Annotated in this window: 18 protein-coding genes; 6 read left to right on the forward strand and 12 right to left on the reverse strand. The window is 65.5% G+C overall.

Annotated elements, in window-relative coordinates; all coding sequences use genetic code 11:
- Window positions 1-49: 49 nt before the first annotated feature.
- Together C0V78_RS12470 and C0V78_RS12475 are read right to left on the reverse strand one after the other, a co-directional pair.
- The gene (locus tag C0V78_RS12470; protein WP_101798004.1) at window positions 50-1,711 is read right to left on the reverse strand and encodes a DEAD/DEAH box helicase; all 1,662 of its coding nucleotides are present in this window, start codon (window positions 1,709-1,711) and stop codon (window positions 50-52) included.
- A gap of 284 nt (window positions 1,712-1,995) precedes the next feature.
- A complete protein-coding gene (locus C0V78_RS12475; protein ID WP_101798363.1) occupies window positions 1,996-2,832 on the reverse strand; it encodes a TauD/TfdA family dioxygenase in 837 nt (278 codons plus the stop codon).
- Between the two features lie 125 nt (window positions 2,833-2,957).
- Between C0V78_RS12475 and C0V78_RS12480 the strand changes: the two genes are divergently transcribed.
- Window positions 2,958-4,097: a helix-turn-helix transcriptional regulator gene (locus C0V78_RS12480; RefSeq protein ID WP_101798005.1), complete on the forward strand. Its 1,140-nt coding sequence runs from the start codon at window positions 2,958-2,960 to the stop codon at window positions 4,095-4,097.
- 113 nt (window positions 4,098-4,210) lie between these two features.
- Window positions 4,211-5,527: a M20/M25/M40 family metallo-hydrolase gene (locus C0V78_RS12485; protein WP_101798006.1), complete on the forward strand. Its 1,317-nt coding sequence runs from the start codon at window positions 4,211-4,213 to the stop codon at window positions 5,525-5,527.
- Here C0V78_RS12485 and C0V78_RS12490 read toward each other — a convergent pair.
- From C0V78_RS12490 to C0V78_RS12500, 3 genes are read right to left on the reverse strand one after another with little or no spacing between them, the layout of a single operon-like run.
- The gene (locus C0V78_RS12490; RefSeq protein ID WP_101798007.1) at window positions 5,524-6,816 is read right to left on the reverse strand and encodes a hypothetical protein; all 1,293 of its coding nucleotides are present in this window, start codon (window positions 6,814-6,816) and stop codon (window positions 5,524-5,526) included. The two genes, C0V78_RS12485 and C0V78_RS12490, sit on opposite strands and share 4 nt — an antisense overlap.
- Window positions 6,816-7,733, reverse strand: coding sequence for a methylisocitrate lyase (gene prpB / locus C0V78_RS12495; protein WP_101798008.1), 918 nt, complete (start codon window positions 7,731-7,733; stop codon window positions 6,816-6,818). Before prpB ends, C0V78_RS12490 begins: the two co-directional genes overlap by 1 nt.
- A 10-nt stretch (window positions 7,734-7,743) precedes the next feature.
- Complete coding sequence (locus C0V78_RS12500) at window positions 7,744-9,219, reverse strand: aldehyde dehydrogenase (RefSeq protein WP_101798009.1); 1,476 nt, start codon at window positions 9,217-9,219, stop codon at window positions 7,744-7,746.
- A 116-nt stretch (window positions 9,220-9,335) separates the two neighbouring features.
- On the opposite strand from C0V78_RS12500, the gene C0V78_RS12505 reads away from it, so the two are divergent.
- Together C0V78_RS12505 and C0V78_RS12510 are read left to right on the forward strand one after the other, a co-directional pair.
- Entirely contained in the window at window positions 9,336-10,685 is a 1,350-nt protein-coding gene (locus C0V78_RS12505; RefSeq protein WP_158241553.1) for an MmgE/PrpD family protein, read from the forward strand.
- Window positions 10,682-11,533, forward strand: coding sequence for an SDR family NAD(P)-dependent oxidoreductase (locus C0V78_RS12510; RefSeq protein ID WP_101798011.1), 852 nt, complete (start codon window positions 10,682-10,684; stop codon window positions 11,531-11,533). Before C0V78_RS12505 ends, C0V78_RS12510 begins: the two co-directional genes overlap by 4 nt.
- A 2-nt stretch (window positions 11,534-11,535) precedes the next feature.
- Here C0V78_RS12510 and C0V78_RS12515 read toward each other — a convergent pair whose 3' ends face one another.
- From C0V78_RS12515 to C0V78_RS12525, 3 genes are all read right to left on the reverse strand, one after another.
- Complete coding sequence (locus tag C0V78_RS12515) at window positions 11,536-12,714, reverse strand: hypothetical protein (protein ID WP_101798012.1); 1,179 nt, start codon at window positions 12,712-12,714, stop codon at window positions 11,536-11,538.
- Window positions 12,715-12,823: 109 nt separating this feature from the next.
- Complete coding sequence (locus C0V78_RS12520; RefSeq protein WP_101798013.1) at window positions 12,824-14,083, reverse strand: cytochrome P450; 1,260 nt, start codon at window positions 14,081-14,083, stop codon at window positions 12,824-12,826.
- A gap of 24 nt (window positions 14,084-14,107) precedes the next feature.
- Window positions 14,108-14,434 (reverse strand): 2Fe-2S iron-sulfur cluster-binding protein, encoded by a 327-nt coding sequence (locus tag C0V78_RS12525; protein ID WP_101798014.1) that lies wholly within the window; start codon window positions 14,432-14,434, stop codon window positions 14,108-14,110.
- A 118-nt stretch (window positions 14,435-14,552) separates the two neighbouring features.
- Between C0V78_RS12525 and C0V78_RS12530 the strand changes: the two genes are divergently transcribed.
- A complete protein-coding gene (locus C0V78_RS12530) occupies window positions 14,553-15,209 on the forward strand; it encodes a TetR/AcrR family transcriptional regulator (RefSeq protein WP_101798015.1) in 657 nt (218 codons plus the stop codon).
- 81 nt (window positions 15,210-15,290) lie between these two features.
- Entirely contained in the window at window positions 15,291-16,199 is a 909-nt protein-coding gene (locus tag C0V78_RS12535; RefSeq protein WP_101798016.1) for an SDR family NAD(P)-dependent oxidoreductase, read from the forward strand.
- Window positions 16,200-16,203: 4 nt separating this feature from the next.
- Here C0V78_RS12535 and C0V78_RS12540 read toward each other — a convergent pair whose 3' ends face one another.
- From C0V78_RS12540 to C0V78_RS12555, 4 genes are all read right to left on the reverse strand, one after another.
- Entirely contained in the window at window positions 16,204-17,253 is a 1,050-nt protein-coding gene (locus tag C0V78_RS12540) for a nucleoside hydrolase (RefSeq protein ID WP_101798017.1), read from the reverse strand.
- A 54-nt stretch (window positions 17,254-17,307) separates the two neighbouring features.
- Window positions 17,308-18,075, reverse strand: coding sequence for an enoyl-CoA hydratase/isomerase family protein (locus C0V78_RS12545; RefSeq protein ID WP_101798018.1), 768 nt, complete (start codon window positions 18,073-18,075; stop codon window positions 17,308-17,310).
- 192 nt (window positions 18,076-18,267) lie between these two features.
- On the reverse strand, window positions 18,268-19,533 hold the full coding sequence (locus C0V78_RS12550) for an acetyl-CoA hydrolase/transferase family protein (protein ID WP_101798019.1): 1,266 nt from the start codon (window positions 19,531-19,533) through the stop codon (window positions 18,268-18,270).
- Entirely contained in the window at window positions 19,530-20,414 is an 885-nt protein-coding gene (locus C0V78_RS12555) for a CoA ester lyase (RefSeq protein WP_101798364.1), read from the reverse strand. The genes C0V78_RS12550 and C0V78_RS12555 overlap by 4 nt, the downstream gene beginning before the upstream one ends.
- Window positions 20,415-20,423 lie beyond the last annotated feature (9 nt).

Genomic DNA, 20,423 nt, shown 5'->3' on the forward strand with positions numbered 1-20,423 from the left:
TTATGGCGCAATAGCAGGCAGTTGACCCAGATTGGGACGGTGGCGCGGATCAACCCCGCGCCGCGCCGCCCTTGCCGCCGCCGAAGCGGCGCTTGGCCGGGAATCCGCCGCCATTGCCGCCGGCGTTGCCGCGCTGCTGGCGCGGTGCGCCATCGCGACGGCCTTCGCCGCCCTGCGGACGACGCTCGCCCTCGCGGCGCGGCTGGCGATCGCCCTGTCCGCGGGTGTCGCGGCGGGTGTCGCGGGTTTCGGCATCGGGCGAACCGACGGGATCGAAGCCGGAGCTGCGCGGGTTGCGCCAGGCATCGCGGGCATGGGCATCCCGGCTGCGCCCGTCGAGGCCCTGACCGCCGTTCGCGCGGTTGTTGTTGCGCGGCCGTTCGCCGCGTTCACCACGCTCGCCGCGTCCGCCATGGGCGGGACGGTCGGCCGGAACGCCACGACCGCGGCGGTGCTGGCGTCCGTCGCTGCGACCTTCGCCGCGTCCGGGGCCACGTTCCTGGCGCGGGCTGGGATCGGTCGGCTCGGTGCGCTTGGCAGGGGCGGGCAGGCGCGCGGCTTCCTTCTGGAAGTCCTCGGGCAGCGGCAGCGGCATCAGCTTGACCTGCGTCAGCCGTTCGATGTCGCGCAGGTAGGGCTTCTCGTCGGGTGCCACGAAGCTCACCGCAACGCCGTCCGCCCCGGCGCGCGCCGTGCGACCGATGCGGTGGACGTACTGTTCGGGCACGTTCGGCATCTCGTAGTTGAACACGTGGCTCACGCCCGTCACGTCAATGCCGCGCGCGGCGATATCGGTTGCCACCAGCACCGGGCAAGCGCCCTTGCGGAAGGCATTGAGCGCCGCGGTGCGCTGGGCCTGGCTCTTGTTGCCGTGGATCGCCGCAGCCGTGACACCCGCCGTGGCAAGGTGGCGCACTACGCGGTCCGCACCGTGCTTGGTGCGGGTGAACACCAGCGCCCGGTCAATCGACTGGTCGGCAATGCCCGCGCGCAACTTGAGCGTCAGCAGGGCCTGCTTTTCGGACTGGTTGATGTGGGTGACGAACTGGTCCACCCGCTCTGCCGTGGTCGCCTGCGGCGTCACTTCCACGCGCACCGGGTTGTGGATGAACTGCTTGCCAAGATCGGCAATCGCCTTGGGCATGGTGGCCGAGAAGAACAGGCTCTGGCGGTCCTTCGGCAGCAGCGCGGCAACGCGCTTCAGCGGCACGATGAAGCCCAGGTCCATCATCTGGTCAGCCTCGTCGAGCACGAAGATCTCGACGTTGCGCAGCGTCAGGGCGCGCTGGTCGATCAGGTCGAGCAGACGTCCCGGCGTGGCGACGAGCACGTCGCAGCCCGGCACCAGGGCGCGCGCCTGCTTGCCCACCGGGATGCCGCCGAACACGCACTGGACCGAGAGGTTCAGGTACTTGGCATAGCCGCGCATGTTCTCGGCGATCTGCGCTGCCAGCTCGCGCGTCGGCGAGAGGACAAGCATGCGGCAGGAGGCATTGCGGCGCGGCTGCGGATCGGCTGCCAGCCGGTGCAGCGAAGGCAGCGAGAAGGCAGCGGTCTTGCCGGTGCCGGTCTGGGCAATGCCCAGGATGTCGCGGCCCTGAAGCAGTGCGGGGATCGCCTGCTGCTGGATCGGGGTGGGGTCGGCATAGCCCTTGGCGTCAAGCGCACGAAGGAGGGGCTCGGCCAGGCCAAGGTCGGAAAAATAGGACATGAATATCTCTCAATATGGAGCTTGGCGCACGCACGGGTGCCGTGCATGCGAAGCGAGGGTTCGTTTCGATGCGACCCTGCGTGAAAAAGGAAGCTTCCAGCGATTTCGGCTATCGAAAGTCCGGGCAGGTTCAGCGATGAAAACGCGAACCTCACGCTGCCGGGACTGCGCCGGGTAGAGCCCGCGCGCCGATTGCTGGAGAGAGATATAGGGAAGGTTGCGGGGAGAAGCAAGATAATTGCGTGGCCCCCGCCTCCTTCCCTCAATAAACCGGGCCCGAGCCCTCAGACGATCGGCTCGTCACCTTCGATCTTGGTGCGGTGCAGGACGCGCCCGCAGGTTGGATCATAGCGGGTCGCGCGATGGAGGGTGCCGGTGTTGTCCCAGAGCACGCAATCGCCGACGGTCCATTCATGCAGGTATGAAAACTCTTCCCTGGTCGCAAAGTCGCGCAGGCGGACGAGGAGTTCCTCACCATCGAGCGGATCGAAATCGAGGATGTTGTGCGCCGAATTGCCGATAACCAGCGACTTGCGGCCCGACCGATGTGTCCAGACCAGCGGCAGTTCCTTGCGTCCGACCGCGCGCCATTCCTGCCACTGGGCATAGGACGGTTCGGGATAGACATCGAGCTGGGTCGCGGCGAGTGCGTGAACTGCGCGCAGCTTCGAGATGAGCTCCTTGTCCTCATCGGACAGCGCTTCGTAGGCGGCATAGGTATTGGCGAACTCGGTATTGCCCGTGCCCTTTGGTGACAGGACCTTGGCGCTCATCACGCTCGCGCGGATCGGCATGGGCGACATGAAACCGTCGAAATGCCAGTAGAACGCGGCGTTGAGGTAGTCGGCGGTGGCCGTCACTTTCGGGTCGAGGCTGATCTTGTAGACCGCTTCCCCGCGAAGTTCGAAAGCGAACTTGCCCAGCGTATTCGTGAAAGCAACCTGCTCTTCATCGGTGAGATTGAGCTGCGGAAAGACGATGACGCCGCGCTGTTCGAGCAGTTCCATGATTTCACCGGAAAGCGAACCGTCGAGCAATTCCTCTTTCGAATTCAGAACCCGCGCCCCGATCAGCGGCTTGACGTTTTCACTGCGAAGCTTGTTGGCCTGCATCACGCTCATCATTGCTCTCCCATAGCTCGTCGGCCCAAGGTGTGGGTACTGTCCGGCTTTCACCAGTTGCAGTGCAAGGTTGCCAGCGTGGTTCGCAGCCGATAACCCCCAAATGGGGGTAAGAAGGAAGTGTTATGGCGGGCACGGAATCCGGCGAAGATCTGACATTAAGCCTGCTCGATGGCCCGCTGGAATCTCCGCCTTGGCAATCGTTTCTCGCGCAGCTTCGCGAGGCTACCGGTGCCGATCACGCGACGCTGCTCGTCCGCAGCCGAGGCCTTCCACTCGGTGAAGCCTTGCGTGTCTACTCCGGCGCTGCAGATGACGAAGCTGTTCAGCAGAACCTTGATCAGTACGAGGCCAGCCTGGGCTTTTTCGGCGAGTTCGAAGGACCCGAAGGAACCGTGCAGGAATTTGCGAGCGGGGCCAGTCCCGGGTCAGATCCGGGTTCGGGAATCCTTCCCCATCTGAGGATGCCGCACCCGATGGAGGGCGTGCGCGTGGTCCGGATTACGGAACCGAGCGGGGTCAACGCCTGGCTTTGCCTTGCCCTGGAGAAAGGCAGCTTCGAAAGAGAAGCTGGCGAAATCCTGGAGCGGCTTGTGCCGCTCATGCGCGGCGCCCTGCGGCTTTATGTTCGCCTTGAGCGCGAGAAATTCGTTTCCGAAATAGCCGACGATGCGATGCGCTCCCTTCACTTCGGCTGGATCGGCCTGGATGCCGAAGGGAGGATTATCGACTGCGATTTCAGCGGCAACTCCGTGCTGATGCGCTCCAAGGTCGTTTACCGGGATGTCCGGGGCAGGATCACCGCCCGAACAAGGCAATTGGCTGCAGAACTGGATGCTGCAATCCGCAAGCTTGCGACGGACCCTGATGCGCGTCCGGTAGCACTGGTCATGAGCCGCGATCCCTGGCTTGACATGCTGCTGGTTCGTTCGACGAAGCGCAATCCTGCGGCGGCCCAGGCTCCGTTAGTCATCGCCTATGTACATGGTGACAGCTGGGCATCGACCGACCGCTGCGAGCAGTTGGCCTCTCTGTTCGATTTGTCCAACAGCGAGTCGCGGCTGGCGCTCGCCCTGAGCCGCGGGAGGACACTTGCGGAAGCGGCAGTTGAACTCTCGCTCTCGATCCAGACGGTCCGCAGCTATTCCAAGAACATCTATGCCAAGACAGGGGCGAAGGGGCAGGCCGACCTCGTCCGCATCGTCATGCGCAGCGTGCTGGCCTTTGCGCCTCAGACAGGTGACGGCCAATCACGGCTGGCTTGATCAGCTCTGCCTTGTACCTCCGGCTTTGCATCAATTAATTTTCCCCTGCAGCCGCAGGCCGCGCCTTTGCGCTGACGATTGCCCTCGCGTGGCAAATGGGTAGTCTGCGCGCCATGCTGAAAACACCCCTGGCCGTGCTGGCCGTCGCTCTCACTGCCGCCCCTGCGCTCGCGGCATCTCCGTCTGCCGCCGAGAAGACCATGATCGCCACGGTCGACGCCGAACAGGCGCGACATCTCGATCTGCTGGAGCGTATGGTCAACCAGAACAGCGGTACCCGAAATGCCGATGGCGTGCGCAAGGTGCGTGACTTGCTGGTGCCCGAATTCGAGGCGCTGGGCTTTACCGTGCGCTGGATCGCGCAGGACAAGGTGGACCGCGCCGGCCACATGATTGCCGAGCACAAGGGCCGAAAGGGCGGCAAGCGGCTGCTGCTGATCGGGCACCTCGATACCGTGTTCGAGCCCGATCATCCCTTCCAGAAGTTCGAGCGGATCGCGCCCGACAAGGCGCGCGGGCCGGGGGTGGGCGATGACAAGGGCGGGATCGTCACCATCCTTGCCGCCCTGCGGGCCATGCACCGGGCAGGAACCCTGAAGCAGGCCAATATCGAGGTGTTCCTGACCGGCGACGAGGAAGAGGCGGGCCTGCCGCTCGACCAGTCGCGGGCAGACCTGCTGGCCGCAGGACGGCGCGCCGATGCGGCGCTCGATTTCGAAGGACTGGTCCGTGAAAACGGCAAGGACATGGGTTCGGTCGCGCGGCGTTCCGCAGGCAACTGGAAGGTCACGGTCACCGCGCGCAGCGGTCATTCCAGCGGCATCTTCTCGGAACGGGCGGGCGAAGGGGCGATCTTTCCGCTGGCGCGCATCGTCGCCGATTTCCGCAAGGAACTGCCCGAGCCGAACCTGACCTTCAACGTCGGCATGGTGGCGGGCGGGGCCAGTGCTTCGCTATCGCCAAATGACGCCAATGCCGAGGCGAGCGGCAAGACCAACATCATCCCCGGCGTCGCCATTGCGCGGGGAGACCTGCGCGCGCTCACCCGGGAATCAATCGACCGTACCGTCGCCCGGATGCGCGCCATTGTCGCGCGGCCCTTCAACGGCGGCTCGGCGACTTTCGAATTCGAGGACAAGTATCCGCCGATGGCGCCGACCGATGGGAACCGCGCGCTGCTCGACAAGCTGAACGGCGTCAACACCACGCTGGGCCTTGAGCCGATGGCGGCGCTGGACCCGCTCAAGCGCGGGGCGGGCGATGTCAGCTTCGTGGCAGCGGACGTCGATTCCCTTGCCGGACTTGGCCCTGCCAGCGAAGGCGATCATACGGCGGCGGAAGTGGTCGATATTCCCAGCATCTGGCGGCAGGCCAAGCGCGCCGCGCTGCTGATGACGCGCCTTTCGCGGGAAGCAGCGGTCAAGCGCTAAGCTCGAAGCGCCTGGCCGAGGATTTCGCGCAGGGTGGCGCCGAAGTCTTCGCGCTCCCAGGTCAGCATCAGCGCGGTATAGATCGAAGTGTAATTGCGCGCCGGATCGGCGCTGACGGGCAGGAACATCGGATCGCGAGGGCCACTGGCCGTCACGCATTCGGGCATGCGGAAACGGATCACTTCCGGGGCGGCGAGCATTCGCGCCGTGCCCATCAGCGCCATGTGGACATGAAGATGCTGCCTGAGCTCAACCAGCGTCACCCGTGGGCCGCCGTGGGCATGGTATTGCGCCACGAACAATGACAGCAGGCGATCGAGGTGGTGCTGCCAAATGTCATGGTGTGCGGCGCAGAGCCCACCCCACAGCGCCGCGCCGAAGGTGATCTGGCCGAAGCGGCCCCAGTCGATCAGCCCGCAATGCAGGGTGCCGTGCTCGCGCCAGAACCAGGCGTTGTCGATGTTGCTGTTCCAGTGGTTGAGCGAGATCAGGCGCGGGTCGGCGGCGAGGAAGCCGCGGATGGCCTGGTCGTTCTCGTAAACCAGCCAGGCATCCTGTTCCATCCGGTCAAGGAAAGCCGGTTCGCTGAGCGCCGGGGGCATCAGGTGCGGGCAATCGCGGGCGAAGGCACGGCACTGCGCGATCTGGGCCGCCAGTTCGGCGCGGGTCTGGCGGATCGGATCGGCATTGCCGACCTGCGGATCCCAGGGAAAGCGCGCCTCGATATCGGCCCCCAGCGCGCCTGACCGGTGCGCCGCCGCCAGCCGGGCGAGCGCGGAAACGGTGGCGCTGTAATATTCCAGCGGACCGTCCATCGTCTGCCAGTCCAGGCACTTGCGGCGGTGCGGCTCGATCCCGTTCTCGCCAAAGGCGATGCGCTCGGTAATCACCAGGCCCGTGCCGCTATCGGCGTGATAGTCCGCGAAATAGCCGCGCGGCACGCGGATCGGGAACTGCGCCCCGCGCGAAAGGGCGACGAGCCGGGCCTCGCCTTCCATCTCGTCGCGCTGCCGGTCACGGCGCTCGTCGTCGAAATCGCGGCTGAACTTGGCGAAGACCACCCGGTCCAGCCCCGGTTCGGGCCGCAGCGTCTCAAGCGTAAGGAACAGCTTCTTGCCGGTGCTGCCGCCGGGGCATGGCTCGGCGGTGAAGGCGGTTATGGCATTGTCCGGCGCCAGCGAGCCGAACTGGCGCAAGGCCATGGTCAGCCACTCCGGCCCGGCAGCGAGCAGCGCTGCAGGATGGGCGGGAATGCGCAGCCCCGTGGCGTCGCCGGTGAACAGGTCCATCAGTCTTCCGGATGGCCGCCGGGGATGGCGGAACGGGCGATGGAGCCGTCGAGCTCCTCGTAGTCGTGATAGCCGATCGTCGCGTAAAGCTCGGCGCGGGTCTGCATGCGGTCGATCACCGGCCCGGCCCAGTCCGCCGCCGCCAGCGTCGCATAAAGCTCCTCCTGCGCCTTGGCCGCCATGCGCAGGGCGGAAACCGGCCAGATGATCATCTTGTAGCCCAGCCGTTCGAACTCGGCCGCCGTCATCTGCGGGGTCTTGCCGAACTCGGTCATGTTGGCGAGCAGCGGCACCTTCACTTCGGCAGCAAAGCGGGCGAAATCGGCCGGATCGGACAGCGCCTCGGGGAAGATCGCATCGGCCCCCGCCTCGACATAGAGCTTGGCGCGGGCAATGGCGCCTTCCAGCCCTTCGCGCTCAAGCCCGTCGGTGCGGGCAACGATGTAGAGGTGGCGGCGGGCCTTGCGGGCAGCGGCAACCTTGGCGGCCATGTCTGCAGCCGGCGCCAGCTTCTTGTCGTTCAGGTGGCCGCACTTCTTGGGCAGCAGCTGGTCCTCGATCTGCACCGCCGCCGCGCCCGCATCCTCGAAGGCGCGGACCATCTGCATCACGTTCAGTGCCTCGCCAAAGCCGGTATCGCCGTCGACGAGGATCGGCAGTTCCGATGCCCGCGCGATCTGGCGGATGAAGAAGCAGACATCGTCGATGGTGGTAATGCCGAGGTCCGGCAGGCCCATCGATGCCGACATGGCCGCGCCCGAAAGGTAGACCCCGTCAAACCCCGCGGCCTTGGCCTGCAGCGAGGACAGGCCGTTGTAGGCCCCCGGAAGGCGCAGGATGCCGGGCCGCTCCACCAGTTCGCGGAACCGCTCGCCGGCGGGCTGGGTGGGCAGGTCTGCGCCGACGAGATAGGTCATTCAGGCCCCTTCAGAACTTCATCGAGAACGGATCGCGGCGGTCGCCGGAATAGTCGATGAACACGGTCTTGGTCTGCAGCCATTCGAGCAGGCCGGCGTGGCCGCGAACCCGGCCATAGCCGGAATCCTTCATGCCGCCGAACGGAACCTGCGGGGCGGCCTGGCGGTAGGTGTTGACCCAGACCACGCCCGACTTGATCGCCCGCATCATTCGCATGCAGCGGTTGATATCCTGCGACCACACGCCCGAGGCGAGGCCATAGGGCGTATCGTTGGCGATCTGCACCGCCTCTTCCTCGTCATCGAAGGGGATGATCGAAAGGACGGGGCCGAAGATCTCTTCGGCGGCGACCTTCATGTCGTTGCGAACGTCGGCAAAGATCGTCGGCTGGACGAAGAAGCCCTTTTCCAGCCCCGGGCCATCGGCGCGCCCGCCGCCGGCAACCAGCCGCGCGCCATCGCCACGGGCAGCCTCAATGAAGGAGAGGATCTTGTTGAACTGCGGCTCGTTGGCGGCAGTGCCCATCTCGGTTTCGGCAAGGCGCGGATCGCCCATGCGGATTTGCGCGGCGCGCGCAGCCAGGCCTTCGACCATGCGGTCATAGACACCGCGCTGGACGAGCAGGCGGCTTCCGGCGATGCAGGTCTGGCCGGTTGCACCGAAAATGCCGGCGAGCGCACCGATCAGCGCCCGGTCGAAATCGCAATCGTCGAACACGATGTTGGGCGATTTGCCACCCAGCTCAAGGCACACCGGCTTGAGGTTCGCCGCCCCGGCAGCGGCAATCGCGCGGCCAACGCCCGGGCTGCCGGTGAAGCTGATCTTGTCCACCCGCGGATCGGAGGTCAGCGCCGCACCCACCTCTCCCGCACCGGTGACGACCTGGAACACGCCCGCCGGGAATCCGGCCTTCTCGACCAGCCGGGCGATCTCCAGCGTGGTGACCGAGGCGTGCTCGCTCGGCTTGGCGATCACGCAGTTGCCCGCCGCCAGTGCCGCCGGCATGGTGTTGCACAGGATGGCAACCGGCGAGTTCCAGGCCGTGACGCAGGCGATCACGCCGAAGGGCTCACGCACGGCAAGGCCCGCGGTATCCGCGACGTCGAGCGGCACGACATCACCCGTCACCTTGTCTGCCCAGCTGGCGTAATAGCGGAACAGGCGGGCGGCATAGCCCATCTGGTTCGACGTTTCGCGGATGACCTTGCCGTTGTCGGTGGTCTCCAGCAGGGCGAGGCGCGCGGCATCGGCGTCGATCAGGTCGGCAAGCTTGTTGAGCAGCGCGGCGCGCGCGCCCGGAAGGGCGCTGCCCCAGGCCGGCGCGGCACGGCGGGCCGCAGCGACCGCCTCGGCAACGTCGCCAGCCGTGGCGATCGGGATATGCGCATGGACTTCCTGGTTGAAGGGATTCACCGCCGGAATGGTCTCGCCGCCAGCGGCGTCGCGCCACTTGCCATCGATGAAGAGCTGGTATGTCTGCGCCATTCCTGTTTCCTTCGCGGTGCGGTGGCGGCTGTCAACAGTTGACTGCCGCGCCAATATGATACTTATCCGGTGCCATTATGTTTAGCGCATTGACCCCATCGCAGGCCATTGGCGAATTGGCTGCCACACTCCGCCTCGGCGATGTTGCCCCCGCGGTGGTGGCCCGGGCCAAGCTGCATATCCTCGATGCGCTGGGACTGGGGCTGGCATCGAGCGTGCAGGACTTCGGCCGGTCGGTGATGGCGGGAACGCTGGCCATGGCGGGCGAGGGTCCCTGTTCGGTAATTGGCCGGTCCGAAAGACTGCCCTTGCGCGATGCCGCCATGGTCAATGGCACGCTGGTTCACGGGCTCGATTTCGACGATACGCACCTTGCCTCGATCATCCACGCCACCGCGACTGCGCTGCCCGCGGCGCTGGCCCTGGGCGAAGCGCTGGATGCCAGCGGGGCAGACATGCTGGCGGCGTTCGTTGCCGGGGCCGAAACCGCCATCCGCGTGGGTCTGGCCGTTGATGGCGGGTTCCATCACACCGGGCATCACGCCACGTCGATGGTCAGCCATTTTGCCAGCGCGGTTACGGCGGGGCGGCTGCTGGGCCTTTCCGGCATGGCCATCGGCGCAGCACAGGGCATCGCCGGATCGACCGCTTCGGGCATCCAGGTATTCCTTGAAGAAGGCGCCTGGACCAAGCGCTTTCACCCCGGCTGGGGCGCAGTGGCCGGCATTACCGCCGCCTATCTTGCCGAGGCGCAGTTCAAGGCTCCGTCGCGGGTTTACGAGGGCCGTTTCGGGCTGTTCCATGCCCATCTGCACGGGCAGGAAACGAAGAACGACGAACTGACGCGCGGCCTGGGCGAGATCTGGCATTTCGGCGAAACGGCGCTGAAGCCCTATCCGGTCTGCCACTTCATTCATGGCTGCGCCGATGCGGCGATAGACCTGCATCGCGAGATCGCGGGCGCGGACATCGTCTCGGTCGAGGCGCGGCTGGGCGAGCCGACCCTGCACATCGTCTGCGAACCCGAAGAGGCCAAGCGCAGTCCGACCAACGAATACGAAGTGAAGTTCTCAGCCCACTTCGTCGTGGCCTATTGCCTGCTGCATGGCCGTTTCGGCCTGCCCGACCTGCTGCCTGCGGCAATCGCCGATCCGGCCGCTCTCGCACTGGCCCGGAAGGTCACCTGCAAGGCCGATCCCGATAGCCGTTTCCCGGAATTCTATTCGGGCGGCGTCACCGTGACGCTGGCGGACGGGCGCGTGCTTTCGCGCCATGTCCCGGTCAATTCCGGGGCGGGGGAGAACGCGTTGAGCGCAGAGCAAGTTGCTGCCAAGTTCATGGCCTCTGCCAGCCTGGCGATCGATGAGGCGCAGGCCGGCCGCGTGCTTGACCGTGTGATGCGACTGGAGTCCATTCCCGTGCGGCAACTGGCGGCAGCGTTGCGGACGGAGGAAGCGCGGACATGAGCGGAAACAGGATTGCAGTCATCACCGGGGCAAGCGCCGGGGTCGGCCTGGCTGCGGCAAAGGCGCTGGCCGCAGAAGGCTGGCGCGTGATCGGCCTCGGCCGCAACGCGGCGCGCTGCGCGGCGGCAGAGGCGGAACTGCGGGCCTCTGCCCCCGGTGCCGAGGTTACCATGCTGCGCGCCGACCTTTCGCTCATGGCCGATGCGGCGCGCGTGGCGAAAGAGATTGCCGGCATGGTCGATCATGTCGATCTGCTGGCCAACAATGCCGGCGGCATGATTCCCGAACCGGCGGTGACCGCCGAGGGGCTTGAGGAATGCTTTGCCGGCAATCACCTTGGGCCGTTCGTGCTGACCACGCGGCTGCTGCCCTTGCTGCTCAAGGCTCCGCAGCCACGAGTGATCAACACCAGCTCCGACGGCAGCGAAATGATACCGGGGATGAACTGGGAGAATCTGGAAGACCCGCTCGGCAGTTCGCCGGGCGCGGCCTATTGCAGCGGCAAGCTGGCCAATGTGATGTTTGCGGCGGAACTGGCGCGGCGCCATGGCGGGCAGGGGCTGCTGGCCTTTTCGTTCCACCCCGGCACCGTGGCATCGAACTTCTTCGCCCATGTCCCGCAAGCGACGCGGGCCCATACCGAAGCGCTGGAAAAGATCACGCCCGAAGAAGGCGCGGCAACGCTGCTGTGGCTGGCAAGGCAGCCTGCCGAGGCGCTCGACAACGGCGGCTATTACTATCGCTGCGCCCCGCGCGACCCCAACCCCACCGCGCACGATCCCGCGAACGGCGAGCGTCTGTGGGCCCTAAGCGAGCAGCTTGTCGCCAGCGCCCTGGCCCGTTCCTGAACTTACCAGCGCCGCCGCCGTTGGCAGGCGCGGACGCGGCGAGCCAGTTCCTCGCGGCGCTGTTCGGGCGTCACCACCGGCGTATCGGCGGGCAGGTGCGCGCGCAGGTCTTTCAGCTTGACGCGCTTGATCGTCGGCACCGGCTCTGAATCGCAATCGTACCAGCGGCCATAGATGCCGCCCTCGGTGTAGCCCGCCGGATCCAGCCAGTTCGGCACGCCCGGGTCTTCCAGCGAGATGACCGCGCGGTACTTGCCGTCGCTGGACAGCCTGGCCATCGCGCCATTGGTGCTGGACAGGCGATAGACATATTCCAGCGCGTTGAAGAGCGGATCGTTGAGCTGGATGTTCCAGTAGGGCGCCTTCTTCGGAATCTCCGTCTCGATGATCAATGCCTCGTCGGCATCGAACTGGAAGCAGGCGGGCCAGTAGGTCTGCTTCACCAGCGCGCCGGGATAGCGCACGGGTTCGAACACGTTGTAGCCGACGCGCTGGCGCACCGCGTTCTGCATGGCGTTGTAAAGCTTTGTCTTGCGCGCGGGGAACTTCGCCATCTGCCGGATGCGTTCAAGGATCTGTTCAGGGCTGAGGCGCGGCTTGGGACCGACCGGGGAGAGGCATTCGATCGACAGCTGGGGATCGCGCTCGTTCTCCCAGTCGTACATGCGATAGCGCAGGTACATGCCGCGTGCCGCCGGGTGCAGCGGTGCCCAGTGGCCGGTATAGCCTTCCGGGCGCTTCTCGCTGAAGATGATCTCGAAGTCCTCGCCAAGGCCGATGCCGATATCGTTGGTGTCGAGCTCGTTGTGCCCGTTCGGCACAGGCATTTCATCCACCGTGCCGGAAAGGGCAGCCTGGGTGGTGAAGGAGAGGATCTTGCAGGTGCCGCGATTGCCCGAAACGCGGTAGGTCAGCCGACCGTCGATCGGCGACTGGACGTAGATATCGTCCGGGTTGGGCTGGAGGGTGTAAACCGGGTTCCACAGCGGCGCCCAGTCCGGGTGCTCGGCATCGGCGTGGAAGTACATGAAATAGGCGTAGGACAGGCTGGTCATCGTCTGGCGATAGAGGTCAGCCCGGAAGGCCGGGTCCTCGGGGTGCCAGGTGTCCTTGAGATTCGCCACCGCGCCTTCAAGATCGGCAAGGTAATGAAGGATATCGGGGTTTATCTCGGTCGCCATGCGGGCCTCTCCTGCCAATGCAGGCAAAGGGTAACCCGCCGCGAGCGCAGCGCAAATCGCCCCGCCGATCACCTCGCGGCGGTCGGCGGGGAAACCGGTCATTGCAGGCTCAGGCCTTCCAGACGAGCGGCAGGTGCTCGGGTCCGATCACGCCGCCGGGGCGGTACTCGATCTCGGTACCGGCCTTCAGTTCGAAGTCGGGAATGCGCTTGAGCCATTCCTGCAGCGAGATCTTCAGCTCGAGACGGGCGAGGTGCCCGCCCATGCACGAGTGCACGCCGACGGTGAAGGCAAGGATCGTCTTGCGCGGACGGTCGAAATCGACCTTTAGCGGATCCGGGAACACTTCAGGGTCGAAGTTGGCGGCGGGCAGGACGCAGGTGATGCGATCGCCCTTCTTCATTTCCACGCCCTTGAAGACGTAGTCCTGATCGAGCACGCGGCCCGAGAAGGTCACCGACCAGCGGCGCAGCAGTTCTTCGACCACCTTGTCGGGATCGGTTTCCATGCGGGCGATCACTTCGCGGCGCAGGTCCGCATCGCGGGCCAGGTGCAGCCAGATGTTGTTCAGCGTGGCGAAGACCGTGTCGAGGCCGCCGATGAACAGGAAGCAGACGAAGCCGAAGACTTCCTTGTCGGACAGCGGCTTGCCCTCAACCTCGGCATTGGCGATCAGGCTGACCACGCCGTTATCCGGGTTCGCCTTCTTTTCGGCGATTGCCCCCTTCAGGTATGCGGTGATCTTCTGCATCGCATCGGCCATCGCTTCGCGCGAGTTCGAATGGAGCAGCTGCACCGCCCATTCAACGAAGGTATCGCGCATGTCCTGCGGCAGGCCCATGATGTCGAGGAACACCGAAACCGGCAGCGGGCGACCGAAGGCTTCGGTGTACTCGCATTCGTTGCCCTTGGCCTGGATCTCCTCGATCAGGTCGATGGCACGCTGGCGGATCAGGCCTTCAAGCTGCTTCACGCCCGCCGGGCAGAACAGCGGATCGACGATGTTGCGATACTTGCGATGATGCGGCGGATCGATCTCGATCGGGATGAAGTAGAAGTAATCGTCCGGATCGCGCGGGAAGGGGGTGGCGCCTTCGTTGGAGAAGATCTCCGGGTGGCGCAGGATGAACAGGCAGTCCTCGTGCTTGATGGCCTGCCACATGTTGCCCATCGGGCCGACGTTGTAATGGATCGGCGGCAGCTTTTCATGCATCGCCGCCATGAAGCCGTGCGGATCGGCGAGGAATTCGGGGCCGAAGGTGAGGCCGGTTTCGGTCACCAGTTCGGCCGGCACGTGGGCCGGGATCTGATCACGCCCGACAACGCGGGGGAAGTTGGGCGGTACGGGATTGGCTGCGTCGATTGCCATTGCGCTATCCTTTCGGGCCGGGGATCAGAACTGGGTTTCGGGCATGTGGACGACAAGCCCGTCGAGCTCGTCGGACATGATCACCTGGCAGCACAGGCGGCTGGTGGCATTGGCCTCGACCGAAGTGGCTTCGAGCAGTTCGGCTTCCGCTTCCGAAGAAGGCCCACCGACCTTGCTGGCCCAGTCCGCGTCGATGAACACGTGGCAGGTGGCGCAGGAGCAGGCGCCGCCGCATTCGCCGGCAATGCCCTCGATGCCGTTGTAGAGCGCACCGCGCATCACGTTTTCGCCGACGGCCACGTCGACAGTCTGGCTTTCTCCATCAAACGAAACGTAGGTAACCTTCGGCATTGCTTGACTCTCCGACATCCATGCAGCACAGTGAGAACGCTGTTCTCGTTTTCTAGGGGAAGGAACGTGGAAGAGTCAACGGGCAAAGTTGCGCTCTGCCACGAAGTAGCGAGGGATTATGGAAAATGTCATTGCCCGGAACCCGGTGCCACGGGTGCGGCCGAGCGGCTCCGAACGCCGCCGCCAGATCGTCGAGGCCGCCTATGACCTGCTGGCAGAAGATGGCCTCGACGGGCTGACGATACGCGCCGTGCTGACCCGCACCGGCCTTGCCCGGCGCGCCTTCTACGAAAGCTTCGGCGGCAAGGATGACCTTGTCATCGCCGTGTTCGAAGAGACGCTGAAGCTGGCCGCGGACCATTACAGCGGCCTTTCCGCAGGGTATGACTCGCCGATGGAGCGGCTGCGCTTCATCGTCACCTCGATCATGCTGGGGCAGGGTTACCTGGGCGAACAGCCCGACCAGCCCCGCGATCGCCGAGGGGCCGCGCTCAGCCGCGAGCACATGCGGCTTGCCGAAAGCCATCCGGCGCAGTTGCAGGCGGCGCTGCGCCCCCTGCTTGCCGTGCTGGCCCGCAACCTTGCCGACGGCATGGAGCAGGGAGTCATGCGCCGTGCCGATCCCGACCGGCTGGCGGCGCTGGTCTACAATCTCGTCTCCAGCACCGCCCATACCGAATTCGTTGCCGCAGAAGGCGGCGTGCTCGATCCGGTCCGGCGCAAGGCGCTGGCGGAGGACATCTGGGAATTCTGCCGCCGGGCGGTGATTGCCTGACCCGCTCGGGCGATCTTGTACGGGCCGGCTGGCAGCCGGCAGCCTTATCGGGCAGCACACGGGAAAATACGGGAGGATGGCATGGCACTGCGTTTCGATGGCCGCGTGGCGGTGATTACCGGGGCGGGGCGCGGGCTCGGGCGGGCCTATGCAGAACTGCTCGGCTCGCTTGGCTGCAAGGTCGTGGTCAATGACAACGGCAGCATCATCAAGGGCGAAGGGGCCGATGCCGGGCCGGCGCAGGAGGCGGTCGACGCCATCCGCGCCGCAGGGGGCGAAGCGATTGCCTGCACCGAAAGCGTCGCGACACCCGAAGGCGGCCGCGCCATCATCGCTTCCGCGCTCGATACCTGGGGCAGAATCGACGTGCTGATCCACAATGCCGGCAACGTGCGCTACGGCACGATCCGCGAGCTTTCGGACGAAGACCTGAACGCCGTGCTCGACGTTCACCTGAAAGGCGCGTTCCACGTCGTGCGCGCCGCCATGGGGCCGATGTGCGACGCGGGTTATGGCCGCGTGGTGCTGACCAGCTCGATCGGCGGGGTTTATGGCAACAACCGCTGCGTCAACTATGCCATGGCAAAGTCAGGCATGATCGGCCTCAACAACGTGATCGCGCTTGAGGGCGAAGAGCATAACGTCAAGTCCAACGTCATCGTGCCGGGGGCTGTCACCCGCATGGCCGAAGGGCTGGACACCTCGATGTACCCGCCGATGGGGCCGGAACTGGTCGCCCCGATGGTCGGCTGGCTGGCGCACGAGGAATGCTCGGTTTCGGGCGAGATCTATGCCGCCGTCGCTGGCCGCATGGCAGAAATGTTCATCGCCGAAACGCAGGGGGCCTATCGGCCCGAGTGGACGGTGGACGATGTTCACGCCGCCATCGGCAAGATCCGCGACAAGGCCGATCCCAAGGTTTTCGGCCTTCACGGCCATGTCGATCACCTGACCTACAGCTTCGGCATGGCGCGCGGAGCGGAGGGCTGATCCCCTACCGCGCCGGGTAGTTCAGCTCCAGCTTGGCGAAGAAATCGCCGAACATCAGGCGGGTGTCGATGTCGCGGTAAATGCGCACCTTGCGGCCATCGCTGCGCGGCGTGAAAGTGCCGTCTGCGTTCATCAGCGGGCAGGGCACCTCGTCGTAATGCCCGGCGCTCGTCCGGTCCCAGCTGACGGTCCGGGTCGGGAAGTCGAAATTCGGCACCCAGTCGGTCAGCGAGGTGAGCACGGCGAGCGGGCTGTCACCCAGGATCCAGGTTTCGCCCGCGTTGAACTTGAACTTGAGGTCCGGGGAGAGATTGCGCGACATGTCCGCTGGCGCGCTGACCAGCTTGCCGTAAAGCCATTTGCCGATCTTCCCGTGCGGCGCCACCCGGGCCTGAAGCTCGGTGGCGGAGACGATGCAGGTCGAATAGACGGCTTGCGGGATCGTCCACATCGGCACCTTGGCATCATTGAAGATGAAACGGGCGGCGTCGGGATCGATGTTGAAGTTTGCCTCGTGCGCCACGCCGGCGGGCATCGAACCGCCGCCGATCCAGATCAGCGTCATGCGTTCCGCGATCTTCGGCTCAAGCAGGATGGCGCTCGCCACCTCGCTCAGGCCACCGCCAACCGCGACATAAAGCGGCAGTGCGCTATCCGTCCGCATGGCTTCATCGATGATCGCCTGGACGCCCGGGGAAGCCTGTGGAGTCCTGTCCTTGCCGATCGCCTTCGCACATCCGGCCACCACGGGCACTTTCACGCCCATGAGTGCCATCATCTCGCGACCCAGCCGGGTCGAGTGATCGGCGCTCTCGTGCGGCCCCGTGAAGCCCGAACCGACAATCGTGCGCAGCTCGGAGGTCTTGGAAAGCGCCATATGGGCAGTGGCGAACAGGCCGTCGATATCGCCCGCCAGATCGTTGACGTAAACCACGCGCGACCGCGGGCCATAGTAGGGTGCAAACGGCTTCACCTTCGCGGCAAGCGGCGCGGCAAAGGCGGTTCCCGCGAGTGTGGCGGCACCTGCGATCAGGCTGCGGCGATTGACTGGCATTTGACCTTCTCCCTTTGCGGGCAAGGTCTAATGTCTATAAATCGACTGTCCAGTCTATTTTCCGGTCCACACCGGCTTGCGCTTCTCCGAAAAGGCGCGGGGGCCTTCCTGGGCATCGTGCGAGTTGTAGCACTTCTCGTGCGCGGCATAGGCGGCGTCGATGGCCTGGGCCCGGCCCATTTCGGTGCTGAGCATCACCGTGTTACGTGCGGCCTCCACGGAAAGCGGCGCGCCCTCGATCACCTCGCGCGCCAGCTCCAGCGCGCAGTCCATCAGGGCATCGGGTTCGGCAAGGCGGTTGACCAGCCCGATCTCGTAGGCGCGCTGGGCGGTAATCGGCTTACCGGTCAGCACGATTTCCATGTAGATCCGCTGCGGGATCATGTGGATCAGCGGCGCGGCCCAGGGGCTGCCGCGGCCCACCTTGACCTCGGTAATGGCGAACTTCGCCGCAGTTGACGCCACACACAGGTCGCAGGCCTGGGCGATCATCCAGCCGCCGGCAAAGGCAACGCCGTTGACCGCGGCGATGGTCGGCTTGGACAGCTGCATGTTCTCGTAAGGCACCGGGAACATGTCGCGCGGTGGCACCTTCAGCTGCTTTTCGACCATTTCCTTGAGGTCGCCGCCGGCGCAAAATGCCTTTTCGCCGGCACCGGTAAGGATCGCGATGCGCGCTTGCGGATCGTTCTCGAAGCGATCCCACGCCGCGAACAGGCCCTGCCGCACTTCGAGGCTGAGGCAATTGCGCTGCTCGGGCCGGTCAATGGTGATGACGGCAATGCCGGGCTCGACGATCTCGTAACGGACAGCTTCAGTCATTTCATGCTCCGTTAAAATGGTTCGCGCAGAGGCGCAGAGGAAGCAGAGAGGCGCAGAGATGCCGAACTTGCGGCGAAGCCGCTTTCGATCCTTGCCATGCGCCACTCGCAACGTGCGTACGTGAAAGAGTGCTTTCGCACTCGCACCTTCTCTGCGCCTCCCCTTTGTTCTCTGCGTCTCTGCGTGAAACCCTTAAAACCCCCGCCTGGCGATTTCGAACGCCTCGCGATCCAGCTCTTCGCGGAAGTCCGGATGGGCAATGGCGACAAGCCGATGCGCGCGCTCGGCCAGGCTGCGGCCCTTGAGCTCTGCCGCGCCGTATTCGGTGACGACCACGTCCACCTCGCTGCGCGCCGTGGTTACAGGACCGTTGAGCGCCGGCACGATCTTGCTGATCGTCCCGCCCTTCGCGCTGGCGGCAAGCACCATCAGCGCTGCGCCGCCGGGCGATCGGGCACCGGCGCGGACGAAATCGACCTGCCCCCCGGTGCCGCCCATGTAGCTGAGCCCGCTGGCCTCGGCATTGACCTGGCCGGTCAGGTCAACTTCCAGCGCGGAATTGATCGTGACGAGGCGCGAAAGCCGGCCGAGCACGGCAGCATCGTGGGTATAGCTGGTGGGTGTCATCCGCACCGCCGCATTGCGATTGCAGAAGTCGTAAAGCCGCCGCGTGCCGATCAGCGCACCGTTGATCGTGACGCCCGCATCGATTTCCTTGCGGGCATTGGTGATGACGCCCGCCTCGATCAGGTCGACCAGCCCATCGCCGAGCATGCCCGAATGGACGCCCAGGTCCTTGCGGTCGCCCAGCTGCCGCAGGATGGCATCAGGCACGGCGCCCACGCCGGTCTGGATCACCGATCCATCACCGATATAGGCGGCGCAGTGGCGGGCGATGGCCTCGTCCGTCTCGGAAATTCGCGCCGGGGCCACCTCGACCGGGGCGGCATCGGTATGAACGAAAACGTCGATGGCAGAGGCCGGAATCGTCTCGCCGTGCGTGAAGGGAACGGCCTCGTTCACTTCGGCGATCACCACCCGCGCCTTTTCCACCGCGGCGCGGACATAGTCGGCGATCAGGCCGCAGGAATGGTTGCCTTGCGCATCGGCCGGGCTGACCTGGATCATCGCCACGTCGCAGGGGATCACGCCGGCGGCGATCAGCGGGCCGACCTGGCTGACATGGACCGGGATGACGTCCAGCGCATTGGCCTTGGTCATCGATCGCAGCGCGCCGATCGCCCCCATCGAGGACAGCCGGAAACTTTCGGCCGTTTCGGGGGTGAACAGGCCCGAAAAGCTGGTGGCGATGAAGGCGCCAAGCTGGCCGATATCCTTGCCCTGCGCGATCAGCGCGCGGACCAGTGTCGTCGGCTCGCCGCAGGCCTGCCCGAAAACGATGCGGTCGCCAGGCCGGAGGAACTGGCGCAGGTCGAGCGCTTCGGGCGTGGTCTTCACAGTCGGCCAGCCTGCCGCAGCAGGCGCTCGGCGCGGGCGAGGTAGGGGCGGTCAAGCATGCCGCCCTTCCAGCCGATGGCACCCACACCGGGATTGGCGGCGAAGATGTCGACGATCTCCTGCGCTTCGGCGATTTCCTCTTCGGTAGGGGTGAAGGCCGCGTTGATCACATCGACCTGCGCCGGGTGGATCGCCATCATGCCGCGGAAGCCGTCGCGGCGCACGCGCTCGGCGCGGCGGCGCAGGGCCTCAAGGTCGCGGAAGTCGGCGCTGATCGTCTCGATCGCGGTCACGCCCGCCGTCGCCGCGCCCAGCACGGTCATGCTGCGGGCCAGTTCGTAAGTGAAGGTATAGGCGCCGCTCTCGTCCTTGTTGGAGCTGGCGCCGATCGAATCCGCCAGGTCTTCCGCCCCCCAGGTCAGCGCCACGACGCGCGGTGCGCCCTTGTAGTCGCCGGTGTGGAACATGGCCTCGGCGGTTTCGGTGATCAGCACGATCACCGGGGTGGAACCTTCCTCGATGCCGTTGGCAACTTCCAGCGCGGAGAGGCAGTGGTCCAGTTTTTCCACTTCCTGCCGGCCATAGACCTTGGGCAGCATGATCCCGCCGGGACGGGCCGGCATGATTGCCGCCAGGTCGAACAGCGTGTGCGGGCCATCGAAGGGGTTGATGCGCACCCACAGGCGGTCGCGCTGGGCGGGGTTGGCCTTGATGAAATCGTGGACCATGGGCCGCGCCGCCGCCTTCATGTCCGGGGCGACGGCATCCTCAAGGTCGATGAGGACGATGTCGGCGCTGCCTTCCATCGCCTTGGTCATCTTCTTTTCGCTGTCGCCGGGGGCGAACAGCCAGGAACGGGCGGTGGCGGGCTGGTGGGTCATGGGATATTC

Origin of the sequence: Novosphingobium sp. TH158 (assembly GCF_002855555.1) — a bacterium.
GTDB lineage: Bacteria > Pseudomonadota > Alphaproteobacteria > Sphingomonadales > Sphingomonadaceae > Novosphingobium.